Annotated in this window: 26 protein-coding genes; 3 read left to right on the top strand and 23 right to left on the bottom strand. The window is 33.9% G+C overall.

Annotated features, from left to right (window positions below):
- Window positions 1-65 precede the first annotated feature (65 nt).
- The 18 genes from DFR57_RS10085 to DFR57_RS10000 all read right to left on the bottom strand — a co-directional run bounded on the left by DFR57_RS10085 (window position 66) and on the right by DFR57_RS10000 (window position 18,019).
- Window positions 66-551, bottom strand: a complete 486-nt coding sequence (locus tag DFR57_RS10085; RefSeq protein ID WP_170132960.1) for a hypothetical protein — start codon at window positions 549-551, stop codon at window positions 66-68.
- Between the two features lie 348 nt (window positions 552-899).
- Window positions 900-1,316 carry an arsenate reductase (thioredoxin) gene (gene arsC, locus DFR57_RS10080; RefSeq protein ID WP_114353026.1) on the bottom strand — a complete coding sequence of 139 codons (417 nt, stop codon included), beginning with the start codon at window positions 1,314-1,316 and terminating at the stop codon, window positions 900-902.
- Window positions 1,317-1,333: 17 nt separating this feature from the next.
- A complete protein-coding gene (locus DFR57_RS10075) occupies window positions 1,334-2,629 on the bottom strand; it encodes an arsenic transporter (RefSeq protein ID WP_114353025.1) in 1,296 nt (431 codons plus the stop codon).
- 15 nt (window positions 2,630-2,644) lie between these two features.
- Entirely contained in the window at window positions 2,645-2,989 is a 345-nt protein-coding gene (locus tag DFR57_RS10070) for an ArsR/SmtB family transcription factor (protein WP_114353024.1), read from the bottom strand.
- A 149-nt stretch (window positions 2,990-3,138) separates the two neighbouring features.
- The gene (locus DFR57_RS10065) at window positions 3,139-4,317 is read right to left on the bottom strand and encodes a metal ABC transporter solute-binding protein, Zn/Mn family (protein WP_114353023.1); all 1,179 of its coding nucleotides are present in this window, start codon (window positions 4,315-4,317) and stop codon (window positions 3,139-3,141) included.
- Window positions 4,318-4,477: 160 nt separating this feature from the next.
- Window positions 4,478-5,548 (bottom strand): rhamnose ABC transporter substrate-binding protein, encoded by a 1,071-nt coding sequence (gene rhaS, locus DFR57_RS10060; protein ID WP_114353022.1) that lies wholly within the window; start codon window positions 5,546-5,548, stop codon window positions 4,478-4,480.
- A 62-nt stretch (window positions 5,549-5,610) separates the two neighbouring features.
- A complete protein-coding gene (locus tag DFR57_RS10055; protein WP_114353021.1) occupies window positions 5,611-6,606 on the bottom strand; it encodes an ABC transporter permease in 996 nt (331 codons plus the stop codon).
- A gap of 2 nt (window positions 6,607-6,608) precedes the next feature.
- A complete protein-coding gene (locus DFR57_RS10050; protein ID WP_114353020.1) occupies window positions 6,609-7,613 on the bottom strand; it encodes an ABC transporter permease in 1,005 nt (334 codons plus the stop codon).
- 20 nt (window positions 7,614-7,633) lie between these two features.
- Window positions 7,634-9,139 (bottom strand): sugar ABC transporter ATP-binding protein, encoded by a 1,506-nt coding sequence (locus tag DFR57_RS10045; RefSeq protein ID WP_114353019.1) that lies wholly within the window; start codon window positions 9,137-9,139, stop codon window positions 7,634-7,636.
- A gap of 319 nt (window positions 9,140-9,458) precedes the next feature.
- A complete protein-coding gene (locus DFR57_RS10040) occupies window positions 9,459-11,087 on the bottom strand; it encodes a response regulator transcription factor (protein WP_114353018.1) in 1,629 nt (542 codons plus the stop codon).
- Window positions 11,084-12,901 (bottom strand): cache domain-containing sensor histidine kinase, encoded by a 1,818-nt coding sequence (locus DFR57_RS10035; protein ID WP_114353017.1) that lies wholly within the window; start codon window positions 12,899-12,901, stop codon window positions 11,084-11,086. The genes DFR57_RS10040 and DFR57_RS10035 overlap by 4 nt, the downstream gene beginning before the upstream one ends.
- Complete coding sequence (locus DFR57_RS10030) at window positions 12,861-13,913, bottom strand: autoinducer 2 ABC transporter substrate-binding protein (protein WP_114353016.1); 1,053 nt, start codon at window positions 13,911-13,913, stop codon at window positions 12,861-12,863. Before DFR57_RS10030 ends, DFR57_RS10035 begins: the two co-directional genes overlap by 41 nt.
- 210 nt (window positions 13,914-14,123) lie before the next feature.
- Window positions 14,124-14,903, bottom strand: coding sequence for an STAS domain-containing protein (locus DFR57_RS10025; RefSeq protein ID WP_114353015.1), 780 nt, complete (start codon window positions 14,901-14,903; stop codon window positions 14,124-14,126).
- On the bottom strand, window positions 14,890-15,543 hold the full coding sequence (locus DFR57_RS10020) for a cobalamin B12-binding domain-containing protein (protein ID WP_170132959.1): 654 nt from the start codon (window positions 15,541-15,543) through the stop codon (window positions 14,890-14,892). Before DFR57_RS10020 ends, DFR57_RS10025 begins: the two co-directional genes overlap by 14 nt.
- Window positions 15,544-15,564: 21 nt before the next feature.
- Window positions 15,565-15,921: a hypothetical protein gene (locus DFR57_RS10015; RefSeq protein ID WP_114353013.1), complete on the bottom strand. Its 357-nt coding sequence runs from the start codon at window positions 15,919-15,921 to the stop codon at window positions 15,565-15,567.
- Entirely contained in the window at window positions 15,918-16,223 is a 306-nt protein-coding gene (locus tag DFR57_RS10010) for an antibiotic biosynthesis monooxygenase family protein (protein WP_114353012.1), read from the bottom strand. Before DFR57_RS10010 ends, DFR57_RS10015 begins: the two co-directional genes overlap by 4 nt.
- Window positions 16,224-16,388: 165 nt before the next feature.
- Window positions 16,389-17,405, bottom strand: coding sequence for an aldo/keto reductase (locus DFR57_RS10005; RefSeq protein WP_114353011.1), 1,017 nt, complete (start codon window positions 17,403-17,405; stop codon window positions 16,389-16,391).
- Between the two features lie 290 nt (window positions 17,406-17,695).
- Window positions 17,696-18,019 (bottom strand): DUF4870 domain-containing protein, encoded by a 324-nt coding sequence (locus tag DFR57_RS10000; protein ID WP_114353010.1) that lies wholly within the window; start codon window positions 18,017-18,019, stop codon window positions 17,696-17,698.
- A gap of 223 nt (window positions 18,020-18,242) precedes the next feature.
- Between DFR57_RS10000 and DFR57_RS09995 the strand changes: the two genes are divergently transcribed.
- Both DFR57_RS09995 and DFR57_RS09990 read left to right on the top strand, forming a co-directional pair.
- Window positions 18,243-19,109, top strand: coding sequence for a Cof-type HAD-IIB family hydrolase (locus tag DFR57_RS09995; RefSeq protein ID WP_114353009.1), 867 nt, complete (start codon window positions 18,243-18,245; stop codon window positions 19,107-19,109).
- An 85-nt stretch (window positions 19,110-19,194) separates the two neighbouring features.
- Window positions 19,195-19,806, top strand: a complete 612-nt coding sequence (locus tag DFR57_RS09990; protein WP_114353057.1) for a class I SAM-dependent methyltransferase — start codon at window positions 19,195-19,197, stop codon at window positions 19,804-19,806.
- Between the two features lie 92 nt (window positions 19,807-19,898).
- Here the strand turns inward: DFR57_RS09990 and copZ are convergent, their stop codons facing one another.
- From copZ to DFR57_RS09975, 3 genes are read right to left on the bottom strand one after another with little or no spacing between them, the layout of a single operon-like run.
- Complete coding sequence (gene copZ / locus DFR57_RS09985) at window positions 19,899-20,102, bottom strand: copper chaperone CopZ (RefSeq protein WP_114353008.1); 204 nt, start codon at window positions 20,100-20,102, stop codon at window positions 19,899-19,901.
- Between the two features lie 28 nt (window positions 20,103-20,130).
- The gene (locus DFR57_RS09980; protein ID WP_114353007.1) at window positions 20,131-22,512 is read right to left on the bottom strand and encodes a heavy metal translocating P-type ATPase; all 2,382 of its coding nucleotides are present in this window, start codon (window positions 22,510-22,512) and stop codon (window positions 20,131-20,133) included.
- Window positions 22,513-22,525: 13 nt separating this feature from the next.
- Complete coding sequence (locus DFR57_RS09975) at window positions 22,526-22,828, bottom strand: metal-sensing transcriptional repressor (RefSeq protein WP_114353006.1); 303 nt, start codon at window positions 22,826-22,828, stop codon at window positions 22,526-22,528.
- 259 nt (window positions 22,829-23,087) lie between these two features.
- Here DFR57_RS09975 and DFR57_RS09970 point away from each other — a divergent pair, with 259 nt between their 5' ends.
- Window positions 23,088-23,387, top strand: coding sequence for a hypothetical protein (locus DFR57_RS09970; protein WP_114353005.1), 300 nt, complete (start codon window positions 23,088-23,090; stop codon window positions 23,385-23,387).
- Window positions 23,388-23,851: 464 nt separating this feature from the next.
- Here DFR57_RS09970 and nadC read toward each other — a convergent pair whose 3' ends face one another.
- A complete protein-coding gene (gene nadC, locus DFR57_RS09965; RefSeq protein ID WP_114353004.1) occupies window positions 23,852-24,712 on the bottom strand; it encodes a carboxylating nicotinate-nucleotide diphosphorylase in 861 nt (286 codons plus the stop codon).
- Between the two features lie 268 nt (window positions 24,713-24,980).
- Window positions 24,981-25,727, bottom strand: a complete 747-nt coding sequence (locus tag DFR57_RS09960; protein WP_245937437.1) for a glycerophosphodiester phosphodiesterase — start codon at window positions 25,725-25,727, stop codon at window positions 24,981-24,983.
- Between the last annotated feature and the right edge of the window lie 11 nt (window positions 25,728-25,738).

Below are 25,738 nucleotides of genomic sequence, written 5' to 3'. Positions count from 1 at the left end.
TTGAACAATGATTGTTCATACTTCTTTCCTTATAATTGCGGCATATATTCTGTTTTTCATAGCTTTTACTTCATATCATTCACTTCTTTTTCAACTTCAAAATCATTTGAATATTGAGTAATTTCTAAAAGCGCTTTTGCTTCCCCTACTTCATATTGCAACTGCTCTTCATATGCTTCTAGTTCTGAAAGCTTTTTGTCCATTTCTAATTTCTGTTTTTGATTGTCTACTTCCTTAATCCGAATTTGATAGTCTTCTAACCTACCAGATAATGTTTCATAGGTTTGATCCATTTCCTCTAATTGTTCTGCTAATTTAACGTTTTTGTGTTTCAATTTTTTTAGATCTTCTTTGGCTTTTTCTTTAGCAGTTATATGAGTATTTGCCAATTTTAAGTCATTATCTTCCTGTGCTTTTTGAGAATAGCGATCATATTGAATTATATTATCTTTATGTTCGAAAATAGCTCTAGTAAGACGTTCCTTCTGAGCTTTTTTAGCATTCATTTCACTTTGCAGCCTACCTACTGTATTTTTTATTTCTTTTTCCAAAGAGCCATCATTACTTTTTTGTTCACTCTTTAAAATAGACCGAATTCTTTGTACCAAACTCATATTTCCACCACTTTTCACTATAATTATATAATCATTCTACTGTACTTTTTTCTTATACGTTTTTGCCTAGCAAAATGTTTCAAAAATAAATAGACAGAAAAAAACGATATAAATTTATTATATCGCGTATCTAGATTTAATTACTATTTTATTTTTCTAACTATATAATACTTATTTTTAATGTTTCAATTATTTTGCATTATTACATACAAAAATTAATGGTTGAACCATCTAGAATAGTCAATGTTTAAAAGTACATTGAAATAAATTACCAAGTATAATCATTTACTCTCCAGTTTCAGCAAAGTGCTTAATCCGATCGCCAATTTGATCACGAACTCTTTGAAATACTTCCCACTTTTCTTCATCAGTTCCTTCAGCCTTTGCTGGATCATCAAATCCCCAGTGCTCTCTTTTTACATGTGGAGGTGTCATCGGACACTTATCAGCCGCATCACCACAAAGTGTTACCACTAGATCAGCATTATTTAAAATATCGGAATCGATCATATCTGATGTTTGTTCACTAATATCAATTTGCACTTCATTCATTGCTTTAATTGCGTTAGGATTTAGTCCATGTGCTTCTATTCCCGCACTATAAACGTTCCATTCTATCCCTAAGTATTTCTTTCCCCAGCCTTCAGCCATTTGACTTCGGCATGAATTACCAGTACATAAAAAGTAAATTGTTTTTGTCATTTTAAAATTGCTCCTTTTTATAAAATAATTAATGTTAAATACAAACCTAATAATGTAATAAATAGGATTGGAATCGTAAGGACAATCCCTGTTTTAAAATATGTCCCCCACGATATTTTAACTCCTTTTTGGGCAAGTACATGAAGCCATAACAACGTAGCTAAAGAACCAATTGGTGTAATTTTTGGACCTAGGTCAGATCCAATTACATTCGCGTAAATTAATGCTTCCCTCATGACACCACTCGTATCCGTTTCTGCAATTGCTAATGCATCTATCATTACAGTTGGCATATTGTTCATAACAGAAGACAATATCGCGGCAATAAAGCCCATCGCGATTGTTGCGACAAACAGACCTTGGTCTGCACTAGCTTGAATTAATTGAGCTAAAATATCCGTTAATCCTGCATTACGAAGCCCATATACAACGACATACATACCGATTGAGAAAAACACAATTGCCCAAGGCGCCCCTTTTACTACTGCAGTTGTATTAACTGCGGAACTATTTCTAGCCATTATTAAAAAGAAAATAGCAATAATGCCAGCAACAATCGATACTGGTACATTAATAAATTCACTAATAAAATACCCAATTAAAAGAACAGCTAAAACATACCAAGATAAGTGGAACATTTTAATATCTTTTATAGCCTCAGATGGTTTTTTCAAATGAGATAAGTCATACGTTTTTGGAATATCCTTTTTAAAATAAATATATAAAACCAAAATTGTAGCTACTATCGAGAAAAAGTTCGGAATAATCATTCGCGAAGCATATTCCACAAAGCCAATATTAAAGAAATCAGCGGATACAATATTCACTAAGTTACTTACTATAAGTGGAAGTGAGGTAGTATCTGCGATAAACCCACTTGCCATTATAAAGGGAAAAACCATTTTCTCTTCAAACTTTAGGTTACGTACCATTGCTAAAACAATAGGAGTTAGAATTAAGGCTGCTCCGTCATTTGCAAAAAATGCTGCCACTACTGAGCCTAGCAAACTAACATACACAAACATTTTAATCCCATTTCCTTTAGCGACACGTGCCATATGTAGCGCAGCCCACTCAAAGAAACCAATTTCATCTAAAATTAAAGAAATTAAAATGATAGCAACAAATGCTAAAGTTGCGTTCCATACTATTCCTGTTACTTCTATCACATCTCCGAATCCAACTACGCCTGCAATAAGAGCAACAATTGCCCCACCACAGGCAGACCAGCCAATCGATAAACCTTTAGGCTGCCAAATAACTAAAATCAATGTTCCTATAAAAATTATTGATGCTAACAAAACTTCCAACACAATTTTTCCTCCTACTTAACAACAAGTAATTCGTTTGCCATTTTTCTCTAATGCTTCTAACTTATCATCTTGATTTGGAATTTCATCTAAAAGTCGTTCTATGAAGATCGTGAACTCAGATTCCTTATTTAAAGAATAGAAAACCCAAGATCCCTTCCGCTTTTCTTTGACAATTCCGACCTGTTTTAGTTTTTTTAAATGCTGACTTACGGAAGGTTGACTCATATCAAATATTTCAACAAATTCGCAGACACAACAATCATGGTTTTCTAATAGTTTTACCATCGTTAAACGTGTTCTATCTCCAAGTAATTTTAAAATCACAGCTGCCTGATCAACGTCTACCTTCGTTTTTAACAAGTTTTATACCTCCCTCTCTCATTTTCTCTATGACCATTATATAAGCGAACACTTATATAAGCAAGAACTTATATATTAATTTTTTGTAAATGAATTTATGTTAGTAAAATATAAAAGGCACTTCCATAAGGAGTGCCTTTTCGTTTCATTTATTCAGTTAAAGCAATGTCTAATACTTCTAAGTTTCGTTTCATTAAGCTGAAATAATCATCCTCCGCTTCTAAGTCTTCGTCTGTTAAAACGGACAAATTATGAAGCTGAAGTGTTTCAACACCGGTTTCTTGTTGGATTACTTTGGCTACTTTTGGTTCTATATTCTGTTCAAATAGTAAATAGTTGATATCATCTTTTCTTACTCGATCAATAATTGCTTCTAGTTCTTTTTGAGATGGCTCTTCTGATGAGGAAAGTCCTGTAATAGCGATTTGTTCTAAGCCATAGCTTTCTTCCCAATAACCATAGGCTGCATGACTCACTAATATTTCTTTCCTATCACTAGCTTCAATTTTTTCATGAAATTCTTCATCTAATGATTGAAGATCAGTTTTTAATGCTTCAAAATTATTAGTGAACTCCTCTTCTGATGCTGGCTTTAACTCTATTAGTGTTTCTTTAATATTTTCTGCTAACTTTATCGCTCTAATTGGATCAAGCCATGTGTGAGGATCTACATCTCCATGGTCATGTCCATCTTCATTAGTATGTGTTTCTTCCTCATGGTCCTCTTCTTCTTCATCTCCATGTTCTTCCTCGTGGTCAGCTTCCTCTTCATGTCCATGTTCTTCCTCGTGGTCAGCTTCTTCTTCATGTCCATGTTCTTCCTCGTGGTCAGCTTCTTCTTCGTGTCCATGTTCTTCCTCTTGATCAGCTTCTTCTTCGTGTCCATGTTCTTCCTCTTGATCAGCTTCCTCTTCATGACTTTCTTCTTCGTCTTCATGCACATGCTCAGATAAATCTATTCCTGCAGTTGCTTCTAAAATAGTGACATCCTCGCTTGCTAGTGAGCTTTCTATTTTTGCAGCAAAGGATTCTAAATCTGCTCCATTATAGATAAAAGCATCCGCTTCAGCTAAGTCTACCATTGTTTTAGAAGTTGGTTCATAGATATGCGGGTCAGAACCTGCCGGAAGAATCGAATCAACCTCAACATGCTCCCCTCCAATTTTTTCAGCGAAAAATCCTAGTGGATATACAGTTGTATAAATTTCCAGCTTGCTAGATTCCTGATCTTGAGCAGATGTGTCAGTGGTATCAGACGATCCACATGCAGATAGGAATAAAATTAAAATTCCAAGAATAATTAAATTAAAAGCTTTTCTTTGTTTCATAGATAAGTCCCTCTACTTTCTTTATTAATTCGAAATGGTTACGATTTATAATTGAATTATACACATTGCGAATCTATTTGTAAATAGTAATTGTTACGATTTAATGAAAGTAGGGAAAATGAAAAGCACAAGCTAGGAAATTAGCTTGTGCTCAGTTCTCTTAATAGATTTCTTTCCACTCATCAATATTATCTTCATCAAACCGGAATGGTTCACCCAATAGTACTTCTGTTCCGTCTTCACTTTCTGTTACTTCATAAGAACCTAAGTCTCCTGCTTCAAATGTATCTCCTACTTCACCTGAAATTTCACCTTCTACCAATGCGTCTGCAGCATAACCAGCAAGGTAACCTACATCCAGTGGATTCCATAAGTACATCCACGGACTAACACCATTATTAATATACTCCGCCATTTCACTTGGCAATCCCAGACCTGTTACCACTACTTCACCCTGCAGACCTTTATCTGTGATTACTTTAGAAGCTGCTGCAATTCCTACTGTAGTCGGTGATACAATTGCTTTAAGATCCGGATAAGATTGCAGTAGTGCCTCAGTTTCTGAAACACTCTTATCTCGTAAGTCATCTCCATATGCAACTTCAACAAGTTCCATATCTCCATAATCACCTTCCTCTAACTCTGTTTGCATCCATTCAATCCATAAGTTCTGATTGGAAGCCTGTGAAGTAGCGCTTAGTACAGCAAATTGACCTTCATTGTCAATTATTTCTGCTACTGCTTGTATTTGCGTACGTCCGATAGCTTCTGGATCTGCTTGGTTAATATGCACCATGCGACTATCACCATTTACTGCAGAATCAAGTGATAATACTTTAATATCTTGATTCATCGCTTTTGTTAAAACAGGCTGTAACCCATCATAATCATTTCCAACAATTGCTATTGCATCAACCTGTTGTGCAATTAATTCTTCAATTATCTGAATTTGTCCTTCTACCGTTGGTTGATCTGGAGCACGTAAAATTGCTTCTGCTCCTAGTTCATTAATTGCATTTTCAAAGCCTTCCATTTCTTTTTCACCATATGGATTACCAGTATTTTTAAATACGATGGCATACCTATTTTGTTCTCCATCTGTCTCCTCTTGCCCTTCTTCTGTTGTTCCTTCACCTGCTGCATCTCCGCTAGTTTCAGAATCGTCCCCACATGCGACTAAAATCCCAAATACAAACAAAAGTAATACGTATAAAACCCAACGTCTTAACATAAATACTTCCTCCCCTTTTTAAATACGTTATATGCTTCACAGTTTTCACACTGATAAAACCATTAATTAGATGTTTTCTTTTTCAATTTTCCTTTCATTCTCAAGTTCGTGACCGTAACTGAAATAATTAATAGTAGACCAATAATTACCAATAAGGATTGGGCTGGAACATTAATAAGTCCTAAACCATATTGCAAGTATCCAATAACAAAAACTGCTAATATGGCACCAAGCATTTTACCTTTTCCACCCGCAGTACTAATACCACCTAGAGCAACCATTGCTATGACATCTAATTCATACATATTAGCAACATTTGGTCGTGTGCTCCCCATTCTAGAGGTTAAAAATACTGCCGTAATAGCAGCCATTAAACCTGCTAAAGTAAATACAATTAATTTTACTCGATCTACTTTTACACCTGAAAATCGGCTTGCGATTGGATTACTACCAATAGCATAAATATGTCTTCCAAAAATAGTTTTCTGTAAAACTAATACAAAAATTACTGCTAAAAGTAAAAATAATATTAAGATAAAGGGAATCGTTCCAACATATCCCCACCCAAAGAAAGAAAACCACATTGGAAAGCCACCTGATGATTGATTCTCTAAAATCATATAAGCAATACCACGATATAAAATCATCGTTGATAACGTTACAATAACAGCTGAAAGTTCTTTATATTTCACTAATAAAAACCCATTAAATAATCCACACAAAGCACCGACCAAGAGACATATCATTATTGCTAGAACCATTGGTACTCCAGCGTTATATGCTACAGCCATTACTACAGAAGACAGTGCAACGGTAGAGCCTACTGAAATATCTATTTCTCGCATAATCATAATCATGACCATAGGGAATACGATAAATGCTTTATCTAAAAAGGTCATCGTGGCATCAGTAATGCTGATATAGTTTAAAAAATATGGAGAGAGAGAGCTGTTCATTGTAAATATGGCAATAATTAAAAGGATCAACATCCATTCCCATTGAAGAAAAAATCGTTTCCAAGAAAAGTCTTGGATATGATTAATCGTACGTGTCGACATGGTTAGATCTCCCTCCTCAGTAAGTTATTTTTCTCAACAAGCATTTTTACATTGGTATTGAATAAAACCGCTATTAAAATGATCATTCCTTCAATTCCCATCTGCCAAAAAGGTGACACGTTTATTAATGGCAAGCCATTACTTAAGACACCAAGTAAAATTGCTCCCAACAAAACTCCTGTTACTTTTCCGACTCCACCAGCAATACTCACTCCACCCAAAATACAAGCTGCAATTACCGTTAATTCATATCCAGTTGCCGTATCCCCTTGAGCCGATGCGAACTTTGAAACCCATAATACCCCTGCAAGACCGGATAAACCTCCCATTATCGTATAGACTAGAATTAATATTTTGGTTTGATTTATACCACTAACTCTTGCTGAATCCGGATTACTTCCAACAGCATATATTTGTCTACCTGTGATCGTATTATTTACAAAATAATAGAAGAGAAGAAAGATCACGACTGCAATTAGTACGAGGGTGTTTATACCTAAAAAGGAACTCGTCGCTATACTTTTAAATGATGGAGGCATTTGATATGCACTTACCCATTCACCTCCGCCTACCCAAAATGTTAATCCTCTGAAAACATTCATTAATCCTAAAGATGCAATAATGGGTAAAATACCAATTTTTGAAACCAATAATCCTAAAATAACCCCGCAAATAATACCAACCATGATTCCTAGCAAAATGGCTAATAGTGGATGTAAATTTCCATAGGCACTTACTGTTAAAGCAGTGATCATTCCAGATAATGCTAAAGTGGCCCCTATTGATAAATCAATACCTCTTGTAATAAGAACAAGCATCATTCCAAGTGCTAAAATGCTTAATATGGCTGTATTTGTTAATAAATCTCTTAAATTTCCAAATGTTAAAAAAGCAGGATTTAATAATTGTATAATGATAGCTAATAGAATAATAAATCCTAATAAACCAAGCTCTCTAAATTTAGCTATTTTTTCTAAATTCAAGGACTGTAATATATTGTCTTTCATTTTTCTCCCCCTTCCTAGCTTTAATGCACTGCCATCTCTTTTGTCATAGCTGCTTCTAATATCTTTTCTTGCGTAGCTTCTTCATTACCCATTACTTTTGTAAGCCTTCCTTCACACATTACGGCGATACGATCACTTAGCCCTAATACCTCAGGCATTTCAGAGGATACCATAATAATCCCATAGCCAGATGATGCTAGGTCAACAATAATTTGATAGATAGCAGATTTTGCTCCGATATCGACTCCTTTTGTAGGCTCATCAAAAATAATTACTTTCAAATCCGTTGTTAATAGTTTTGCTACCGATACTTTTTGTTGGTTTCCTCCAGATAATGAACTTGCTAAACTAAAGACACTATTTGTTTTTACATCAACCTTTTCTGCCAATTCTTTAGCAATCTCCCTTTCCTTTTTTTCGTTTAACCAGCCATTCTTAGAGTATTGAGCTAAAGATGCTAAGGTTATGTTTTGTTTAATCTCCCACTGAAGAATTAGACTTTGTGCTTGACGATCTTCTGGCAAATAACCAATTCCAAGCTTGATTGCATCTGTAGGATTATCGATGGATATTCGCGTTCCTTCAAAATACATCGCCCCTTCATCATAAGGTTCTATCCCAAACATCGCTTGGCATAATTCACTTCTTCCTGCCCCGACTAACCCAGTAATCCCCAAAATCTCTCCCCTGTGAAGATTTATGGAGATATCTTTAAATCTACCAATCTGACCTAATTTTTCTAACCTTAAAACCTCTTCTTTTATAATATTGGTTTTATCAGGAAACAATTGCTTTATCTCTCGCCCAACCATCGCTACGATCAAATCATCATTGGTTATATCCACTACATTCCAGGTTCCGATATACTGTGAGTCACGAAAAACTGTTACACGATCTGCAAGTCGGTACATATCTTCAAAACGATGTGAAATAAAGATAATAGAAACCCCTTCATCTCGTAACCTTTCTGTAATTTTATATAACTCTTCGCTTTCTCTGTGTGTTAGTGCAGCTGTAGGCTCATCCATAATGATTATTTTAGCGTTACTAGATAAAGCTTTTGCTATTTCTACTATTTGCTGTTGCGCAACACTCAAGACACTCATTTCTGTTTTGGGATCTAATTTTGAGCCTAGACTTTCTAATAATTTTTTAGCATCCTGATGCATTTCTTTCCAATTTATCATTCTAGTTTTCTTATTTATTTTTTCGTGACCCATGTAAATATTTTCTGTAATGCTTAAGTCTGGATAGTTTGTAACATGTTGATAAATTGCAGCGATCCCTTTTGCATTAGCATCTTTTGGACCTTGAAAGGTAATTTCCTCTCCCTCTAACTTTATCCGTCCTTCATTTGGTTGATGGACGCCGGTTATTACTTTGATAAAGGTAGATTTACCAGCTCCATTCTCTCCCATCAAGGCATGAATCTCACCAGTCTTTAATTCAAATTGGACATTATCCAAGGCTTTTACACCAGGAAATTCCTTCGTAATACCATTTAATTCGAGGATGTGCTCAGTCATATCCTCACTCCTTATCAGTTAAGTTTCATTCAGCTATATTGAATGCGCTTACAATTATATTAAGTAAATTGAAGGGTAAATCAAAGGGGAGTTTTTTCAGATTAGGGGGACGTTTCTCAGTCAATTTATGCTTCATGAAAGTTTAAAAATTAGGTGAAGGTAAAAAGACCATGACAATAAAAAAACCGAACTAAAGCAGATAATATTAATCTACCTTAGTTCGGTTATATATTTTAAGTCAGAAAAGTAATTTAGTAAGTCAATTTTTGCATAATTTGGAGATTCACTAAGCAAAAGGAAACATCAATTCATCTCAACTTTATTGTTTCATCATATTTAATTCTAATCTAAATTTAGAAGGGGTATTTCCGTAATGTTTTTTAAACAGTTTTCCAAAGTGTTTTACATCCTGATAACCAACCTTTTCGGCTATTTGTTGCACCTTCCATTCATTTGACAATAATAACGTTTTTGCTAAATTCATCCGTTCTTGGGTTACATAATCGTGAATGGTAACATTTGTTTCATTTTTGAAATATTGACAAAAGTATGTTGGATTCATATAAACTTGCTTTGATATTTTTTCAATAGTAATCGATTTATCTAAATTCATGTCAATCCATTCTTTGGCTATAGTAATTGGATCTGTCTTTTGATTAGCTTTTATCGTTTTTAATGTATTTGATACGTCTTTCATCCATTCACTCACGCCATTTCTTACTTCATGTCTTGCTGCTGATTTTTCAGTTAGTTCAAATACTCTGTGAATATGTTCCCATTCTTCCGCTCCGGTATACTTTAGTAGCACATTCATTACACGGATAGCTAGCAATTGAACTGCTTGATCAATTTCATAGGATGTATTTAATTTTTCGATTTTTTCTAAAAAGGTTTTTAAATCGAAATCAATTTTCGTCAATTCCCAGTTTTCAAGATGGAAAATTAATTGGTCTATATTCTGTTTTATTTGAATAAATAGATTGGAATTTCCCTCTAGATTAATAGGTTCTTTATATTCTGATGTAAATAGCTGATTATCTCCATATAATAATCGATCTTTCATTGCTAGTTGTAATTCTGTTTTTAAAGATGCTATCATCGCTACATTTTCCATAGCATCACTTATAGCTACAGAACAGCTAAGAGGTGTATATTTCTTAATATTTTCTTGTAATTTTGTTGCGAAAAGGTAACCTAAGGTGACACCCTCTAATTCTCTTAGTAAAATCCAAAAGGAAACATTCGATTCATTCCATTTCCAAGTTAGAATATCATAGCTACTATTTCTCTCTTGAACCATTTCTTCTGCGATATTATTTATAGTAAAGAGAAATGCACTCCACTCTTCATTCAATAGTCGTTGCTGCTTTGTTAATATTTGGTCAATTTTCACGTAAAGTAACTTGTATTTGCCATTTGGAAAAGTATCTGTTCGATCAAAAAATGTAATATCTGTTTCCTCTGCATTCAGCATTTCATGTAATTGATGTACTTGTTTTAAATAAGTAGATGATTCCGCTTTTCTCTTTAATAGTTCAAGCTGATGATTCATTCTTTTAGAAGCATCGATATCAGCTGCTATCTTTTTCAATTGCTTTTGAAAATCTTCACGATTAATCGGTTTAATGAGATAATCACTCGCTCCTTCTCTTATAGCTGTTTGCAAGTAGTTAAAATCATCAAATCCACTTATAACTATGGTGTGAAAGGGTTGTTTTTTCTTTAACTCTTTTATTAATGTTAGTCCATCCATTTCTGGCATTTTCACGTCTGTAATTAATAAATCAATCGTTACTTCATTTCTCTCTAAAGCTAATAAACATTCTTTTCCCGTAGCAAAACTTCCTACAACTTTAAATGTCTCTCCTAAATTATCTATTTGTCTTATAATCCCTCTTCGCAGTCGAGCTTCATCATCAACAACTATCGTCCGAATCAAATCATTCATTTTTCTCCCCCTCTTTCACTCTCATCTGCTGGTAAACGAATCATCACAGTGGTTCCTTTTCCTATCACACTTTCTACTTCTAAACCATAGTTTTCACCATAGATTAAAGCTATTCTTGCATGAACATTAATTAATCCAAAATTTTCATCTCTTCTAATCATTGGATTCGACTTAAATGAAAGATTTAATTGACTTAAATCTGCTTCTTTTATTCCCGGGCCATTATCTTCAATTTTTATTATCAGTTTATTATTTTTCCCCTCTTCTATCATGACTTTTATTCTAACCTTATAGTTCGCTTCTAACCCATATTTAATTGCATTTTCAACAATTGGTTGTAATATAAATTTCGGGACATAGTAGCTATCATTTCCAACGATGTCCTTGATTTGAAAATCAATTCTATCCTCGAAACGGAACTGTTGAATGGTTAAGTAGTCTTCTATATGTCCAAGCTCTTGTTTTAGCGGAACAACCTTTTCCTTATTATTTAAAGAATACCTTAACATTCTGCCAAGTAATGCTACCATTCTTGATACAATTTCTTTTTCCTCCTCTTCCACTGCATATCCAATTGTTTCAAGCGTATTGTACATAAAATGCGGATTAATTTGTGATTGCAAAGCGTATAACTCTGCATCCTTTTGTCTTAATTCAATTTGATAGTTCATTTTTATTAAATGCTCAATTTCTTGTATCATAGAATTAAAACTTTTCGCTAACAAACCAATCTCATCTTTTTTATTAATTGGTAAATCAACTTTAAAATCACCTTTTTCCACCCTTTTCATCAGCCGAGCTAGCTTTTGAAGTGGGTGCGACACATTCCAAGCTAAAATAACAGAAATTACACTACTTAATATTACAAATATTAAAAATACCAGAATCGTTCCATTTCGAACTTGGTTTGTCTCTTTCATTAAATCCTCTAACGCGATACGGTGATAAGAATACCAATTCATATTCGGAAATTTATTGGTGCTTATTAATTGATTATCATTAAAATCTGTCGTCCTGAAGCTCCCATTAATTTTCGGATAGTTTCTAAAGCGAGGATCAAGTGTTCCAATTCGGTCTCTTTTAGTATGATAGATAATAACTCCTTCTTCATTTGTTAACCAAATCGTTGGTTTTTGATCTTCATATAAGCTCTCCATCGCTTGCTCAATAAAGGTTAATCGAATAGCAACAAAGATCGTACCTAATGTTTCTTGGTTCTCATAGTCTCTCAATTCTCGCATCATCAGAATGAATGGTGGATCTCCCTGAAATGCTAGATCGCTTTGGTTTGGTAAAATAAATTCCGTCCTTCCTTGCAAATCAAGATTTTCACCATAAGTGGAGGGGAAATTCTCTAATTGGAATCCACTATAATCAGCTTTTGAGCTAGTAAACAAACGGTTTTTACTTAATATAAAAACTCCCAAAATATCATTATTTCCACTATTCATATACATTTTCGATAAGTAATTATTAACTAGAAACTCATCCCTAAATAAATTTGAATTATTTTGATAAGAATCTTTTCTCAAAACCTCTATTACTTGGTTGGCGTTATATAATGAATCTGGTAAAGATCTATATTCATTTAACTGATTATTAATATTGATATTTGCTTGCTCTAGAAGCTTAGGAATATATTCACCAACTTGTTTCTCAATGGATTTTGTATATTGATTGTATGCAACAAACCCTAATACTGAAATAGGTATGACAGTTAGTAGAAAATAAGTAATCATTAGTTTAGACATCAGACGGCTGTTTCTAAGACGGTTAAAAATCATATTGATCGACATTTTCTTTCGTAAAATCAATTGGCTGCCCCATAATCACCATATCATTTTGCATTCTAATTATACCTACCCCTGGAATCTGTTGTTCATCATAGGGATCATTTCCATCCGCCAAATTTTTACTAAGTGAAACAGTGAGATATCCTAACTTCTTGGGACTCCACAGAGTGATGATTTGAGCAATATCTTTCTTTAAATATTCATTCATTGGATTTGGTGAAGAAAGACCAACTACAGCAATCTCTCCTTTTTTTCCAAGTTCATTTACAGCTTCAGCAGCTGCTGGTGGACCGACTGAAGAATTCCCTATGATTCCTTTCAAATTCGGATATGTAGCAATTAGTTCTTTTGCACGAATATAGGCGGTATGCGGATCATCATTTGTTTCTTTAATGGCAACTAAATTCATATTTGGATAAAAATCTTCATATTGTTTTTGAATCCAATATAACCATTCATTTAAGTTAGAAGCATTTCGCGATCCTGTCATGATAGCGAAATCTCCTTTTTCCTCTGTATTCCAAGCAAGAGTATCCATTAAATGTCTACCTAATATTTCTGGATTAACCATGTTCACGAAGAAATCTCTTCCTTCTGGTACAGTATCTGAGTCCCAAGTAATTACTTTTACTCCAGCTTCTCTAGCTTTCTTTAATACGGGGAGTAATGCCTCTGGATCATTTGCAGAAAGTGCAAGAACATCCAGTTTTTCTTTGTCTAATAAATTCTGTATAATTTTTATTTGTTGCTTAGAATCAGCAATATTTGGACCTTCAAAAATAACTCTTACATCTAAATCCTTACCAGCCTCCTTTACTCCCTTTTCTACGGCATTAAAATAAGGTATGTTTACTACTTTAGGCACAACTGCAATCGTATAATCCGCATGAATATTACTACGATTTTGCTCAGCTATGACTTCGCTTTGATAAACAATTTGATAAGGATCCTTGGTTGTACCCTTCATATTGCAACCGCTTACAAATAACCCAATAAAAATTATGATGAATAGGAATATTCTTTTATTTATCATATTTATCCCCCCTGTTCTATAGCAAATAACTTCTGGTTATATTTTTACATAAATGTAGCAATAAAACTAGTTGTTAAGTTACTATGTTTTTAATTTTTAATTATTCAAACGTGGAAACTTAAAATTGATATTAACAGCTTTCCATCATATATGAGAATAATCCTTCCAAAAATAAAAAAGCTCCTTTTTAAAAAGAAGCTTTTTTATTTTTTATGAGGAATATTTATTTTTTTGTTTGGAAGGAACTAAATAACGATTAATAGCAGTTTCTAAATTAGCGACTTTTATTGATTGCCTAAACCAATTGGAAAATTTAATCGTTGTCGCTTGAGCAGGCTTAATCCCACTTATAATAGTTTTTTGCCCTAACAACTGAATCGTTTGAAAAAATTGATCTAACTCAGTTAATCCTTCTTGAGTTATGACATCTACCGCACTAAAATCAAAAAGAATATAACTATAATCGGATTGATTTAAAGCATCTACAATATGCGGTTTTATCAAACGAAGCATATGTTTATCCAAATCACCAAACAAAGGCACAAATACTAATCGTTCACTAAGCGGAAGAAATGGACCAGATAGTTTATTTACCCGGATAAGTGTTTGTTCTAATTCTTCTTTTTTTTCTATTAAATCAAAGTCAGAACTCGTCAATCTTGCACGTAGATCATCTAATTGCTTAGAAAGTTTTTCTAATTGATCTTGAAGTGGTTGGCAAATGATATGACCTGTTTCACCTTCCCACGTTACATAAACATTAAACAAAGAAGTAGGTGCCTCAATTGTATTTAAGACAAGCTCCATTTCAATATCTTTCACTTTTGGTTGTATATATTCTTCAACCTTCTTTTTACTATCATCATCTACTATATTTAAAAAATTATCTCCTACCGCAAATGTCTTTGAAGTTATAGAAGAAATAGACTGAATGTCATAATTCTTATTAATTTCAAAATACGGAAGCGGTAAATGTTTAACTTGCACCATTTACAGAGACCCCTTTCTGATAGTTTTCAAGCCAGCTATTAAAAGAACGCAAGTCTTTTAATACAAAGGTTTGGTCACTTTGATAGTTACTTAAATCAAAGGTTGAAGCTAATCTACCACTAATGATGACTTTTGGTTTGCCTTCTAATTCTTCCAGTGTTTCAATGTATTGTTTTAAGACTGGTAAGCGATAAGCAATGGCTGCAGATAGACCGATTACATCCGGCTTCCACTTGTTTGCACTTGATATAACATACTCTAATGGTAGGTTTGCACCTAATAGTTTAACTTTCCAATTCTTCTCTTGACACAAAGCTGCTGCCATTTTCGTACCAATTGTATGTTGTTCTTCTTCAAGACATAAGAACATAATTTTATGTTTTGCTGTTTCTTCTTCCTTACTCATATGCTTAAACGTATAATGTGAAAGTACATAATCGCACACACTTGTCGCCAGATGTTCGTCTGCAACTGTTATTTGATTCGTTTGCCATAACTCTCCAATATGCTGCATGGCTTTTGTAACAATTTCCATATAGATGGTGAGACTGTCTTCTTTTTCATTTTGTAATAATTCATAAGCTTCTTTATGATTGCCCTCTAATAAAAAAGCTGCAAACTTCTCGTATGTTTGTTGCAATAAAATCATCCTTTTAACGCTTTAACTTAACTCCAATTCGTATATCGCTTTCTTTAAACATTGTTGGTAAAAAACTTGCTGTTCTATCGGCAGCTTGTCCTGTATGGCATCATAAAGCTTCTCAAAATTGAAACGTAAATGTTCACCTTTCATTCCTCTAGTTGTGAGGACATTATTTAACCATAAACTATAATCTAAAAATACTTTTGTTTGTCCAACTTGGTAAGCGGTAAGCAAATGATCAAGATGGTGTTGATTATCTTCTCTACATTTAATTTTACCCGTTTCACCGTAATCTTCTTGCAAACTGGGATAAGCCTTATAGATTTCCTCTACGACTTCATCAAGTACATTTTCTATGGGGTGACTTAATTTCATTTTGCAACCACCTTGTATTTGTGTACTTTTGGAACAATGCCAGCTAGCTCCTTATCTGGATATTTCTTCTCAAGCTCATGTATTTTCTGATATTCATCACTTGTCACCCAGTTAAGATAGCTGTCCTTTGTATCCCAGCATATTTCTACTGTAAGTTCACCGACCTTGCGCTCATTTTGTAAAAGTTTAAAATCAATGAATCCTGGCCATTTATCGACAGAACCAGTTCTATTCTTGTATATATCTATAACCTCATCGGCTTTTTCTTCTGGGACATCAAACACGGAGTGAACGATATACATGTCATTCCTCCTTTTTCCTCAATATAGCGTCTTAATGTTAAAATTTTAACATTTATATACCTAAAATACTAGAATTTGCAATATCTATTGAAAGCTGACTTTACTTCTTAGCTTTTTAAAACGCTAAAAACGAATGAGGATCTTTCCTCATTCGCTAGGTGATTTTTACTCTCTTCCTCTTGTACGCTGATCATGAGCTGCCTGATCATAAGGGTAACTCACAAATAAATCACTCGCCCTGTCAAGACGTGCCATTTGATTATCATTTAAAGACCAGCCAGCAGAACCAAGATTAGCCTCTAATTGTTCTCTGTTACGTGCACCAATAATTGGAGCGGTAACCCCACGTTTGTTTAATAACCAGTTGATTGCTGTTTGTGCTGGTGTTTTATTTACTTCTTTAGCAACCTCAATCAACGTATCGATTAAGTTCCAAGTTGTTTCATTATTATACATATCCCAAGTTTCACTATAGCCTTTTTTATCCGCTTCCGCTATTCTTGTATTTTCAGGTGGCTTTGATAGCTCACGTGTAAATTTCCCGCTTAACCAGCCGCCTCGTAAAGGACTCCAAGGGATAACTCCAAGACCTTCATTTTCACACACATCAATAAGCTCCCATTCAGTTGCTCTTGTGAGTAAATTATATTGAGGCTGCAAGCATACAAACTTTTCCCATCCATTTTTTTCACTCATATCTATCGCCTTTTGCAGCTGCCAACCCTTGTAATTACTAGCACCTATGTAGCGCACTAGACCTTCTCTAACTAAATCATTTAAAGTGCTTAGTGTTTCTTCTAATGGTGTTCGTGGATCCCACGCATGCACTTGATATAAATCAATATAATCTGTCTTTAATCTACGTAAACTTTCTTTCACTCCAGATATTATATGTTTTCGACTTAAGCCAACATCATTGGGCCCCTCTCCCATTGGAAAACGAACTTTTGTAGCAAGGACAAAATCATCACGGTTTTGCTTCTGTAACCATGAGCCAACAATTTCTTCTGAAGCACCTCTAGTATACACATCTGCAGTATCTAAAAAGTTACCACCTTCAGCCTTGTACCTGTCCAGAATCTTCCCGCTATCCGCTTCACTAGTTTCTCTTCCTAGCGTCATAGTACCCAAACATAACTCACTTACCCTTAGTCCAGTTCGACCTAAATAACGATCCTGCATTGACGATAGCACTCCTTTTAAAAATAATTTATAAAACGCTTACATTTAATCTTAAAAAATATGTCCCTTTCGGTGACACTTCTTAAAAATTATTATACCCCGCTTAAATTAGATGATAAAGAAATCGGCTCATGAGCAATAATTAGGGAGGGTTTCAATTATAATTTTTCACCATGTTTAGTAAGGATTTCTTCAATACATTACCAACTTTCTGATAGGTTTTGCAGTCATTTTGCGTAAAAAAAGTGATAGCTATGCATAAAACATAGCTACCACTAGTTTATTATCAACTATTTAATTATTCTTATTGTAAGTGGGATTTCATATCGCTCCCCACCATACGCTTTTATTAACGCAATAATAGTAAAAATCAATGTATACAATCCTACAATTGCTAACAAAACAAATCCAATCAAAATAATTATTAAAATACTACTAATGATTCCATAAATGGTAATTGAAATTAAAAAGTTGAAATACTCTTTTCCATGATAATCGATAAAATCAGAATCATCGCGTTTAATAATCCAAATAATTAAAGGTCCTAGTACTGGGAAAAATATACTTAATAAGTAAATTAACATGGCAAACATCCGTTCATCACTTTGACTCATAAGCTCACCTCTTTTCTTTCATTAATATTTAAAAAAATTATATGTTCCCTGCTATATAATATACGATTTAAATTCTAAAAGGTTTCATTAACAATTAAAGAGCTTTAATGTAGAAAAATTCAACTCAATAACTAAATTATCACTAATCAAAAACAGTTTATTCATGACAAATTGTTCACCTATCTTGTATGCTTTACAATATAAACAGAATTGAGGGGATAATATGAAACTTATTGCAACTGATTTAGACGGTACACTCCTAAATGAGGAACACCAAATAAGTAAAGAAAACGCAAAAGCACTTCAATTAGCTAAGGATCACGGTATTGAAGTTATTGTTGCCACTGGAAGGTCGTATGAAGCTGCTAAAAAACCTTTGGCAGAAGTAAGCTTAAAATGCCCGATTATTTGTTTAAATGGCGCGAAAGTTCATGATTTAAACGAAGAAATACTAAAAACTGCTCCCTTAGAAAAAGAGTCTTGTATGAAGATTAGCCAAATTTGTCATAAGGAAAACATATACATAGAAGTATTTACAAATAAGGGAGGATTTTCAGAAAGTCGAGAAGTTTTTATTAAGGTTATGGTAGATATTGCTTTATCTGCAAACGCTGATGTTGACCCCGAAATCGTAAGAGCACGTGCGATGGAAAGATTTCAAGATGAAGAAATTGAAATTACAAATGATTTAAATGAAGTCTTTGGACGAGAAGATATAGAAGTATACAAAATACTCGCATTTTCTATAGATGATCAACAATTAAAAAGAGTGCATGAACAGTTAAAAGAGGATGAACTTTTAGCGATTACTTCCTCTGGTCACTCGAATTTAGAATTTAATCATCCTGAGGCACAAAAAGGTATTGCCCTAAAATGGTTTGCGAATAAATTAGGCATTGATATGATTGATGTGATGGCTATCGGCGATAACTTAAATGACTTGTCGATGATAGAAATGGCTGGACACGGCGTTGCGATGGGAAATGCTGAGGAACTTATAAAAAATTCAAGTAATTTTATTACGCTATCCAATAAAGAGAATGGAGTCGCTCATGCAATAGAAAATATGATTAAAACCTTGCAAACATAATAAACTAATTATTTCTGTTTATTTTAAATAATGATTTAAGACGATTCTTTTCATTTGTATTCTCTAAAAGAAAGGCGTGAAAATGATGAGTACAAAAATGACAAACACAATCAAGCGGCGTTATAATCGAATTTCTAGTATATTTAATTTGATGGATAATATGATGCCTGAAGGTTGGCGGAAAGAGTTATTAAAGGAAGCTCAAGGGAAAGTTTTAGAAATAGGGGTTGGTACTGGCACTAATCTTCCATACTACCCTGATAATATTGATCTAACTGCCATCGATTTTAGCCCTAAAATGCTAGAGAAGGCAAAAGAAAAAACGCAAAAAAATAATCATGCTGTAGCATTATTAGAAATGGATGCTGAAAATCTAATTTTTGAAGATAACAGCTTCGACACCATTATTTCTACATGTGTGTTTTGTTCTGTTCCTGATCCTGTTCAGGGTCTCAAAGAAATACATCGAGTACTAAAACCGAGTGGTAAAGTGCTAATGCTTGAGCACATGAGAAGTGACCATCCTGTTATTGGAAAGGGTATGGATTTTCTTAACCCTATTGGCCTACACATTGTCGGGGCAAACATAAATCGAAGAACGATGGAAAATATTGAACAATCAGGCTTGAAAGTGGAAAGCCAAGTATTCTTAATGGGATCCGTTATGAGGAAAATTACGTTAACGAAGAAGTGCTAATTTTTCAACTTTTTTACTGAGATTAGTATTCTTTAGATAAAAAGAGCCAGTTAAAGGCATATACCCTTAACTGGCTCTTCGCTTACATCTTATTAAACAACATCATATCCTTGTTCTTCTATAGCTGACTCCATCTCTTCTATCGATACTTTACTTTCATCATAATTAACCATTACTTTATCTTCCTTTAAATCTACTTCGGCAGAATTTACACCCTCTAATTCATTAAGTGCACCTTCCACAGACATTTTACAATGACCACAAGTCATCCCTTTTACCTCTAATGTTTTTTCCATTATTTATTTCTCCTTTCAAAAAGAAATTTTATATTTTTACTCGCTTCAAGCGAAGCGAATTTGACACTACACTCACAGAACTAAATGCCATTGCAGCACCAGCAAACCAAGGAGCTAACAATCCTAATGCTGCGATTGGAATACCAGCAGTATTATAAGCAAAAGCCCAGAATAAATTTTGTCTGATATTTCTAATTGTTGCTTGGCTTAGCTTAATTGCTTTTGGAATTAATAATAGCTCGCCACCAAGGATTGTAACATCAGCAGCTTCTATTGCAACCTCTGTTCCAGTTCCAATGGCAATTCCTATATCAGCGATAACTAAAGCAGGGGCATCATTAATTCCGTCACCTACCATTCCTACCTTTTTACCTTGAAGTTGTACCTCTTTAACTTTATCCGCTTTTTGCTCTGGTAAAACTTCTGCAATAACATTTTCAATTCCTACCTCTTTAGCAATTGCCATAGCAGTTCTTTCGTTATCACCAGTGAGCATGATTACTTCTAAGCCTTGCTCTTTTAATTGAGCAATTGCTTCTACAGCTGTTTCTTTTATTGTATCAGCAACAGCTACCATTCCTCTGTAATTTCCATCAATCGAAATTAACATAGCAGTTTTACCAGCAGTCTCATATTCCTCTAGATTATCAGTATTTTTAAGTTCTACGTCGTGGTCACGCATTAATTTTCTGGTTCCCACTAAAATATCCTTATCTTCAATGCGGGCTTTAATACCATGCCCAGGTATTGCATCAAATGATTCCGGCTTTAATAGATCAATATTATTATTTCTAGCATAGTCTACAATCGCATCTGCTAATGGATGCTCAGAACTTTTTTCAGCACTTGCAAGTAACTGTAGAGTCTCTTCATCGCCGGTAAAATCAGTTACTTCAGGTTTACCTTTTGTAATTGTACCTGTTTTGTCTAAAATAATAGCTTCGAGCTGGTGTGTTCTTTCTAAGTGTTCCCCACCTTTAAACAAAATACCTGATTCCGCAGCTTTTCCTGTACCGACCATTATGGAAGTAGGTGTTGCAAGACCTAAAGCACAGGGACAAGCTATAACTAATACTGCGATTGTAGCAACAAGAGCGGGTTCAATGCTTCCTGGTGTAACAAATGCAATCCATATTATAAAAGTAAGGATGGCGATACCAACTACCACCTGAACAAAATAACCTGAAATCACATCCGCCAACCGTTGAATAGGTGCTTTTGAACCTTGTGCTTCCTCCACCACTTTTATGATGGAAGCAAGAGCAGTGTCTTTTCCAACCTTTGTTGCTTCCATTTCAATCGTACCATTTTTATTAACTGTGGAGCCTATTACAGTAGCATCGATATCCTTCTCGATCGGAATAGATTCACCTGTAAGCATCGATTCATCTACAGATGTTCTTCCGTCAACAACGATACCATCTACCGGTATCTTTTCACCTGGTTTTACGATTATCCTGTCTCCTACTTGCACCTCTTCAATTGGAACCATTATTTCTTCCTGATCTCGAATAATTCTTGCTTTTTTTGCTTGTAGGTTTAATAGTTTAGATAAGGCCATTGTTGTTTTACTTTTTGCCCTCAATTCTAAATATTTACCAAACAAAATAAGCGTAATAATGATCGCACTTGTTTCAAAATACAAATGAGGCATATAATCTGGGTTACCTATTGTCCTCATAGCCTCGTATAAACTATAAAAGTAAGCAGCACTTGTTCCAAGAGCCACAAGCACATCCATATTTGCTGCGCCATTTCTTAAATTTTTATAAGCTCCTACATAAAATTGCCACCCAATGATGAACTGTACTGGAGTTGCTAATAAAAATTGAAACCAAGGATTCATAAATATATCTGGGATATTTAAACCAAATAAATGTACTAACATTGTAATAAGTAGTGGGGCTGAAAGAATTGCTGAGATGATTAACTTTCTCTTCATCTGCTTTCTTTTCGTTTCTTTTCTAGAATCAGCCTCCTCTTTTTCTGCTTTTGGTTTAGCATCGTACCCGAGTTTTTGAATTTTTTTGATTAAATCAGCTTCTGCGATTAGTGCTGGATTATATTCAATTGCAGCACTCTCTGTTGTCAGGTTAACGCTAGCTGTTTTTACTGCAGCATCTTTATTTAGAACCTTTTCAATTCGAGTAGAGCACGCCGCACAGGTCATACCGAACACATCAAAATCTACTTTCTCTGTTTCTACACCATATCCAAGCTTTTCAATCTTCGACGTTATATCATCTAAAGTAGCTTTATCATTTTCAAAAGTTACTCTTGCTTTTTCTGTTGTAAGATTTACTTGAGCCTCTACTCCATCCATTTTATTTAAAACCTTTTCTATCTTACTAGAACATGCTGCACAGGTCATACCGGTGACACCAATAGTTACTTGTTTCTCGTCTGCCACTTTTTCCCCTCCTCTACTTAGAAATTTGTTTCATCACTTCTAATAATTCGTCAATCGTTTCATCACCTTCACCAGATTTAATAGCATCTGTAACACAATGTTTCATATGTCTTTCAGTGACAGAAAAACCAACCTTTTTAAGTGCTGCATTAATGGCACTAATTTGAACTAAAATATCCACACAGTAACGATCTTCATCTACCATCTTCTGTATACCTCGTACTTGACCTTCTATTCGCTTTAGACGATTAACAATAGCTTGTTTCTCATCCTTTGTTCTTGGTTTAACAGGGTGCTCATGAAGAAATTCTTCCATTTTATCACTTCCTTCTTGTTTATAACTATACTATACCCCCCTATTGTATTTTTGTCAAAAACTTTGCTTAATAATTTTAATCAAAACATTTTTCATTGAACATAATCGTCTTAATAATATTATTTTTTCTACGATTGTAATTATTATTGAGATAAATATGGAATTTTATGTTAAAATAAAAAAGATAATGGTACGCTTTTTCTAATACTTTAAAGTTTGTTATTAAAATAAATTAGTGAATTTGGGGAGGCTGTTTAATATGAGGACCATTTTAGAATTATTACGAATTATTTTTATCTTTACAATTCTTGGCGCTGTTAGTTCCTCAATATTACTTAATATTTATAGAATTAGCCCTGTGGCGGAAGCATATGCATGGATTGGTTTTATAGCGATATTTTTATTAATGTTTGCTACATATAGAAATAGATGGCAATTTTCAGGTTGGTATAAGGGAAAAGAAAGGGAAAAACTACCAAAATCTGTTTCCACTATCCTTACTGTCAGTTCCATTATTTTAATTTTCACGCCCTTCATATTGGATTTCTTTCTAGCTTAATCAATAAATTCATTATAATAAGAGCTGATAACTGAGTACATTATAAATAGTTGAGTAACGTACTTTATATATCCATGTTTGCACTTGCTTGTTAGTTCAAACCTCTTCAAAAGCGTTCGACTGTTCTCCATGAATTAATCATTTATAAAAATACCCCCGAAAGGTTAGTTTTTCACGCTAACTTTCGGGGGTATTTTTAAGTATATTACAACTAAAATTCTTTCTTAAAATGGATCGACAACATTATGGCTGCTATTCAGATGGTTTTTCTTAGCATGATTTAAATTTTCTCTAATGAGAAGCTTAGAACTAATACTTAAAATCAAAACAAAGAAAGCTAATAAACCATTAGAGCAGGTGAAATATGAAGGCACCTTGTGAGAATAAACCAAAACCCTTCTTCACTTCTTTATGCTACAAAGAACAATAAATCCAATGTTATTAATGATTTAACTAGAAAAGTCCTATGCCTCAATCTTATATTTTTTGTCTTGTTCATTTACTTGTAAACTTATGTCTAAGGCTTTAACGGAATGCGTTAAAAAACCTAGTGATATAACATCCACACCAGAGTTGCGATATTGAGCTAAGTTATTAAGGGTTATGCCCCCTGATGCTTCTGTTACAATAGAATTTGGAATCATTTTTTTTAATTCCTTTATTTCTTCTGGTGAGCGATTATCAAGCATAATAACATCTGCACCTGCTTCTATCGCTTCCTGAACCTCTTCTTTTGTTTCTGTTTCTACTTCAATTTTCACCATATGTCCTATTTTTCTCCTTGTAATTTCTATAACTTTTGTGATGGAACCAGCAAAAGATATATGATTATCTTTGATCATTACAGCATCATATAAACCCTGTCGGTGGTTTTGACCGCCACCACAAGTTACCGCATATTTATCTAGCATTCGAAGACCTGGAACCGTTTTTCTTGTATCACAAATTTGAATGGAGGGATCATTTAAAGTTTCAATGCAAGTTTCCGTGATCGTTGCTATTCCACTCATACGTTGAAGTAAATTTAAAATTACTCTTTCTCCTTTAAGAAGTGGAATAACAGGACCACTTACTTCTGCAATTTTATTACCAGCTTCCACGCGATCTCCATCCTTAAAAAACAGGCTAACATTAATAGTATTATCCAATAAGCCGTATACTTCTTTTATAAGATCTAATCCTGATACGATTCCATTTTCCTTTGCTATAAACACACCCTTATCATTTTGATCATCAGAAAAAATTGCCTCACTAGTTATATCACCGTCACCTATATCTTCAATTAAAAAAGATTGTAGTAGTGCTTTTAGTTTTACTTCATTCATTTTATAACCCCTTTTATGTACTTATTCAACAAGTGATTATCTTCACAATAAAAAGCAAAAGATAGCTTCACTCGTGAATTTTTGATATATTTCTATTCTTCATTATAAGCGAATATAATTAAAGAATATACATGTGTCTTGTCATATATATTTACACATAATTATCATAATAGCAAGAAATTCTTCACACAAAATAAACAGAAACTGAATCTCACTAGATTCAAAGCTTCTGTTTGTATATTTGAAGTTAAACATAAGAAAAATAGAGTTACGTTCGCTTCGTATATAAGTCAAGAGCTACTTCCGGATAATCCGTAATAATAGCATCTACTCCCGCTTCAATTAATCCCTTCATTTCACTTTTGTCATTAACTGTCCAGACTCGTAGGTGCTCCTGATATTTCTTCCAATATTGTTGATTTTCCAGCACAAGATTTTTATTGACATGAAGTGCCTCTAATTCGAAAGTTTCGAGGTAATCACCGGGATGTGGAATTTCTTGATTAATTAGCCAAGCATTTTTGACATCATGCTTGATATTTTTTAGTCGGATAAGCGTTGGTAAATGGAATGAGGAATAAACAATTTTCCGTTTGCCTCCAAACTCCTCGACTATTTCTAATAATTTTTCTTCTATTCCAGGATATTGAAAAATATAAGTCTTTAATTCAATATTCAGCTCTATATTTGTAGGAGCAAGTAAATCAAATAACTCCTTTAAAGTAGGAATGGTTTCATTATCCCACTCTTTCTCATATGCTTTCATTTTTTTGAATTTTTTCCCTGTGCTTACGCTTTTTAATTCTTTCACAGTATAGTCCTTAATATAACCTTTTCCAGTCGTCGTTCTTTCAAGAGTTTCATCATGAATAATGACAATTTCACCATCTTTGGTCATATGTATATCAATTTCTAATCCATCAACACCACTTTCTATTGATTTTTGAAAGCTGAGAAGCGTATTTTCAGGATAAGTTCCTTTACTGCCTCGATGCCCATATATTTTTGTTCGCATATTTTTCATCC

Origin of the sequence: Saliterribacillus persicus, from assembly GCF_003337485.1 — a bacterium.
GTDB lineage: Bacteria > Bacillota > Bacilli > Bacillales > Amphibacillaceae > Saliterribacillus > Saliterribacillus persicus.
This window is presented reverse-complemented; position numbering and strand designations above follow the sequence as displayed.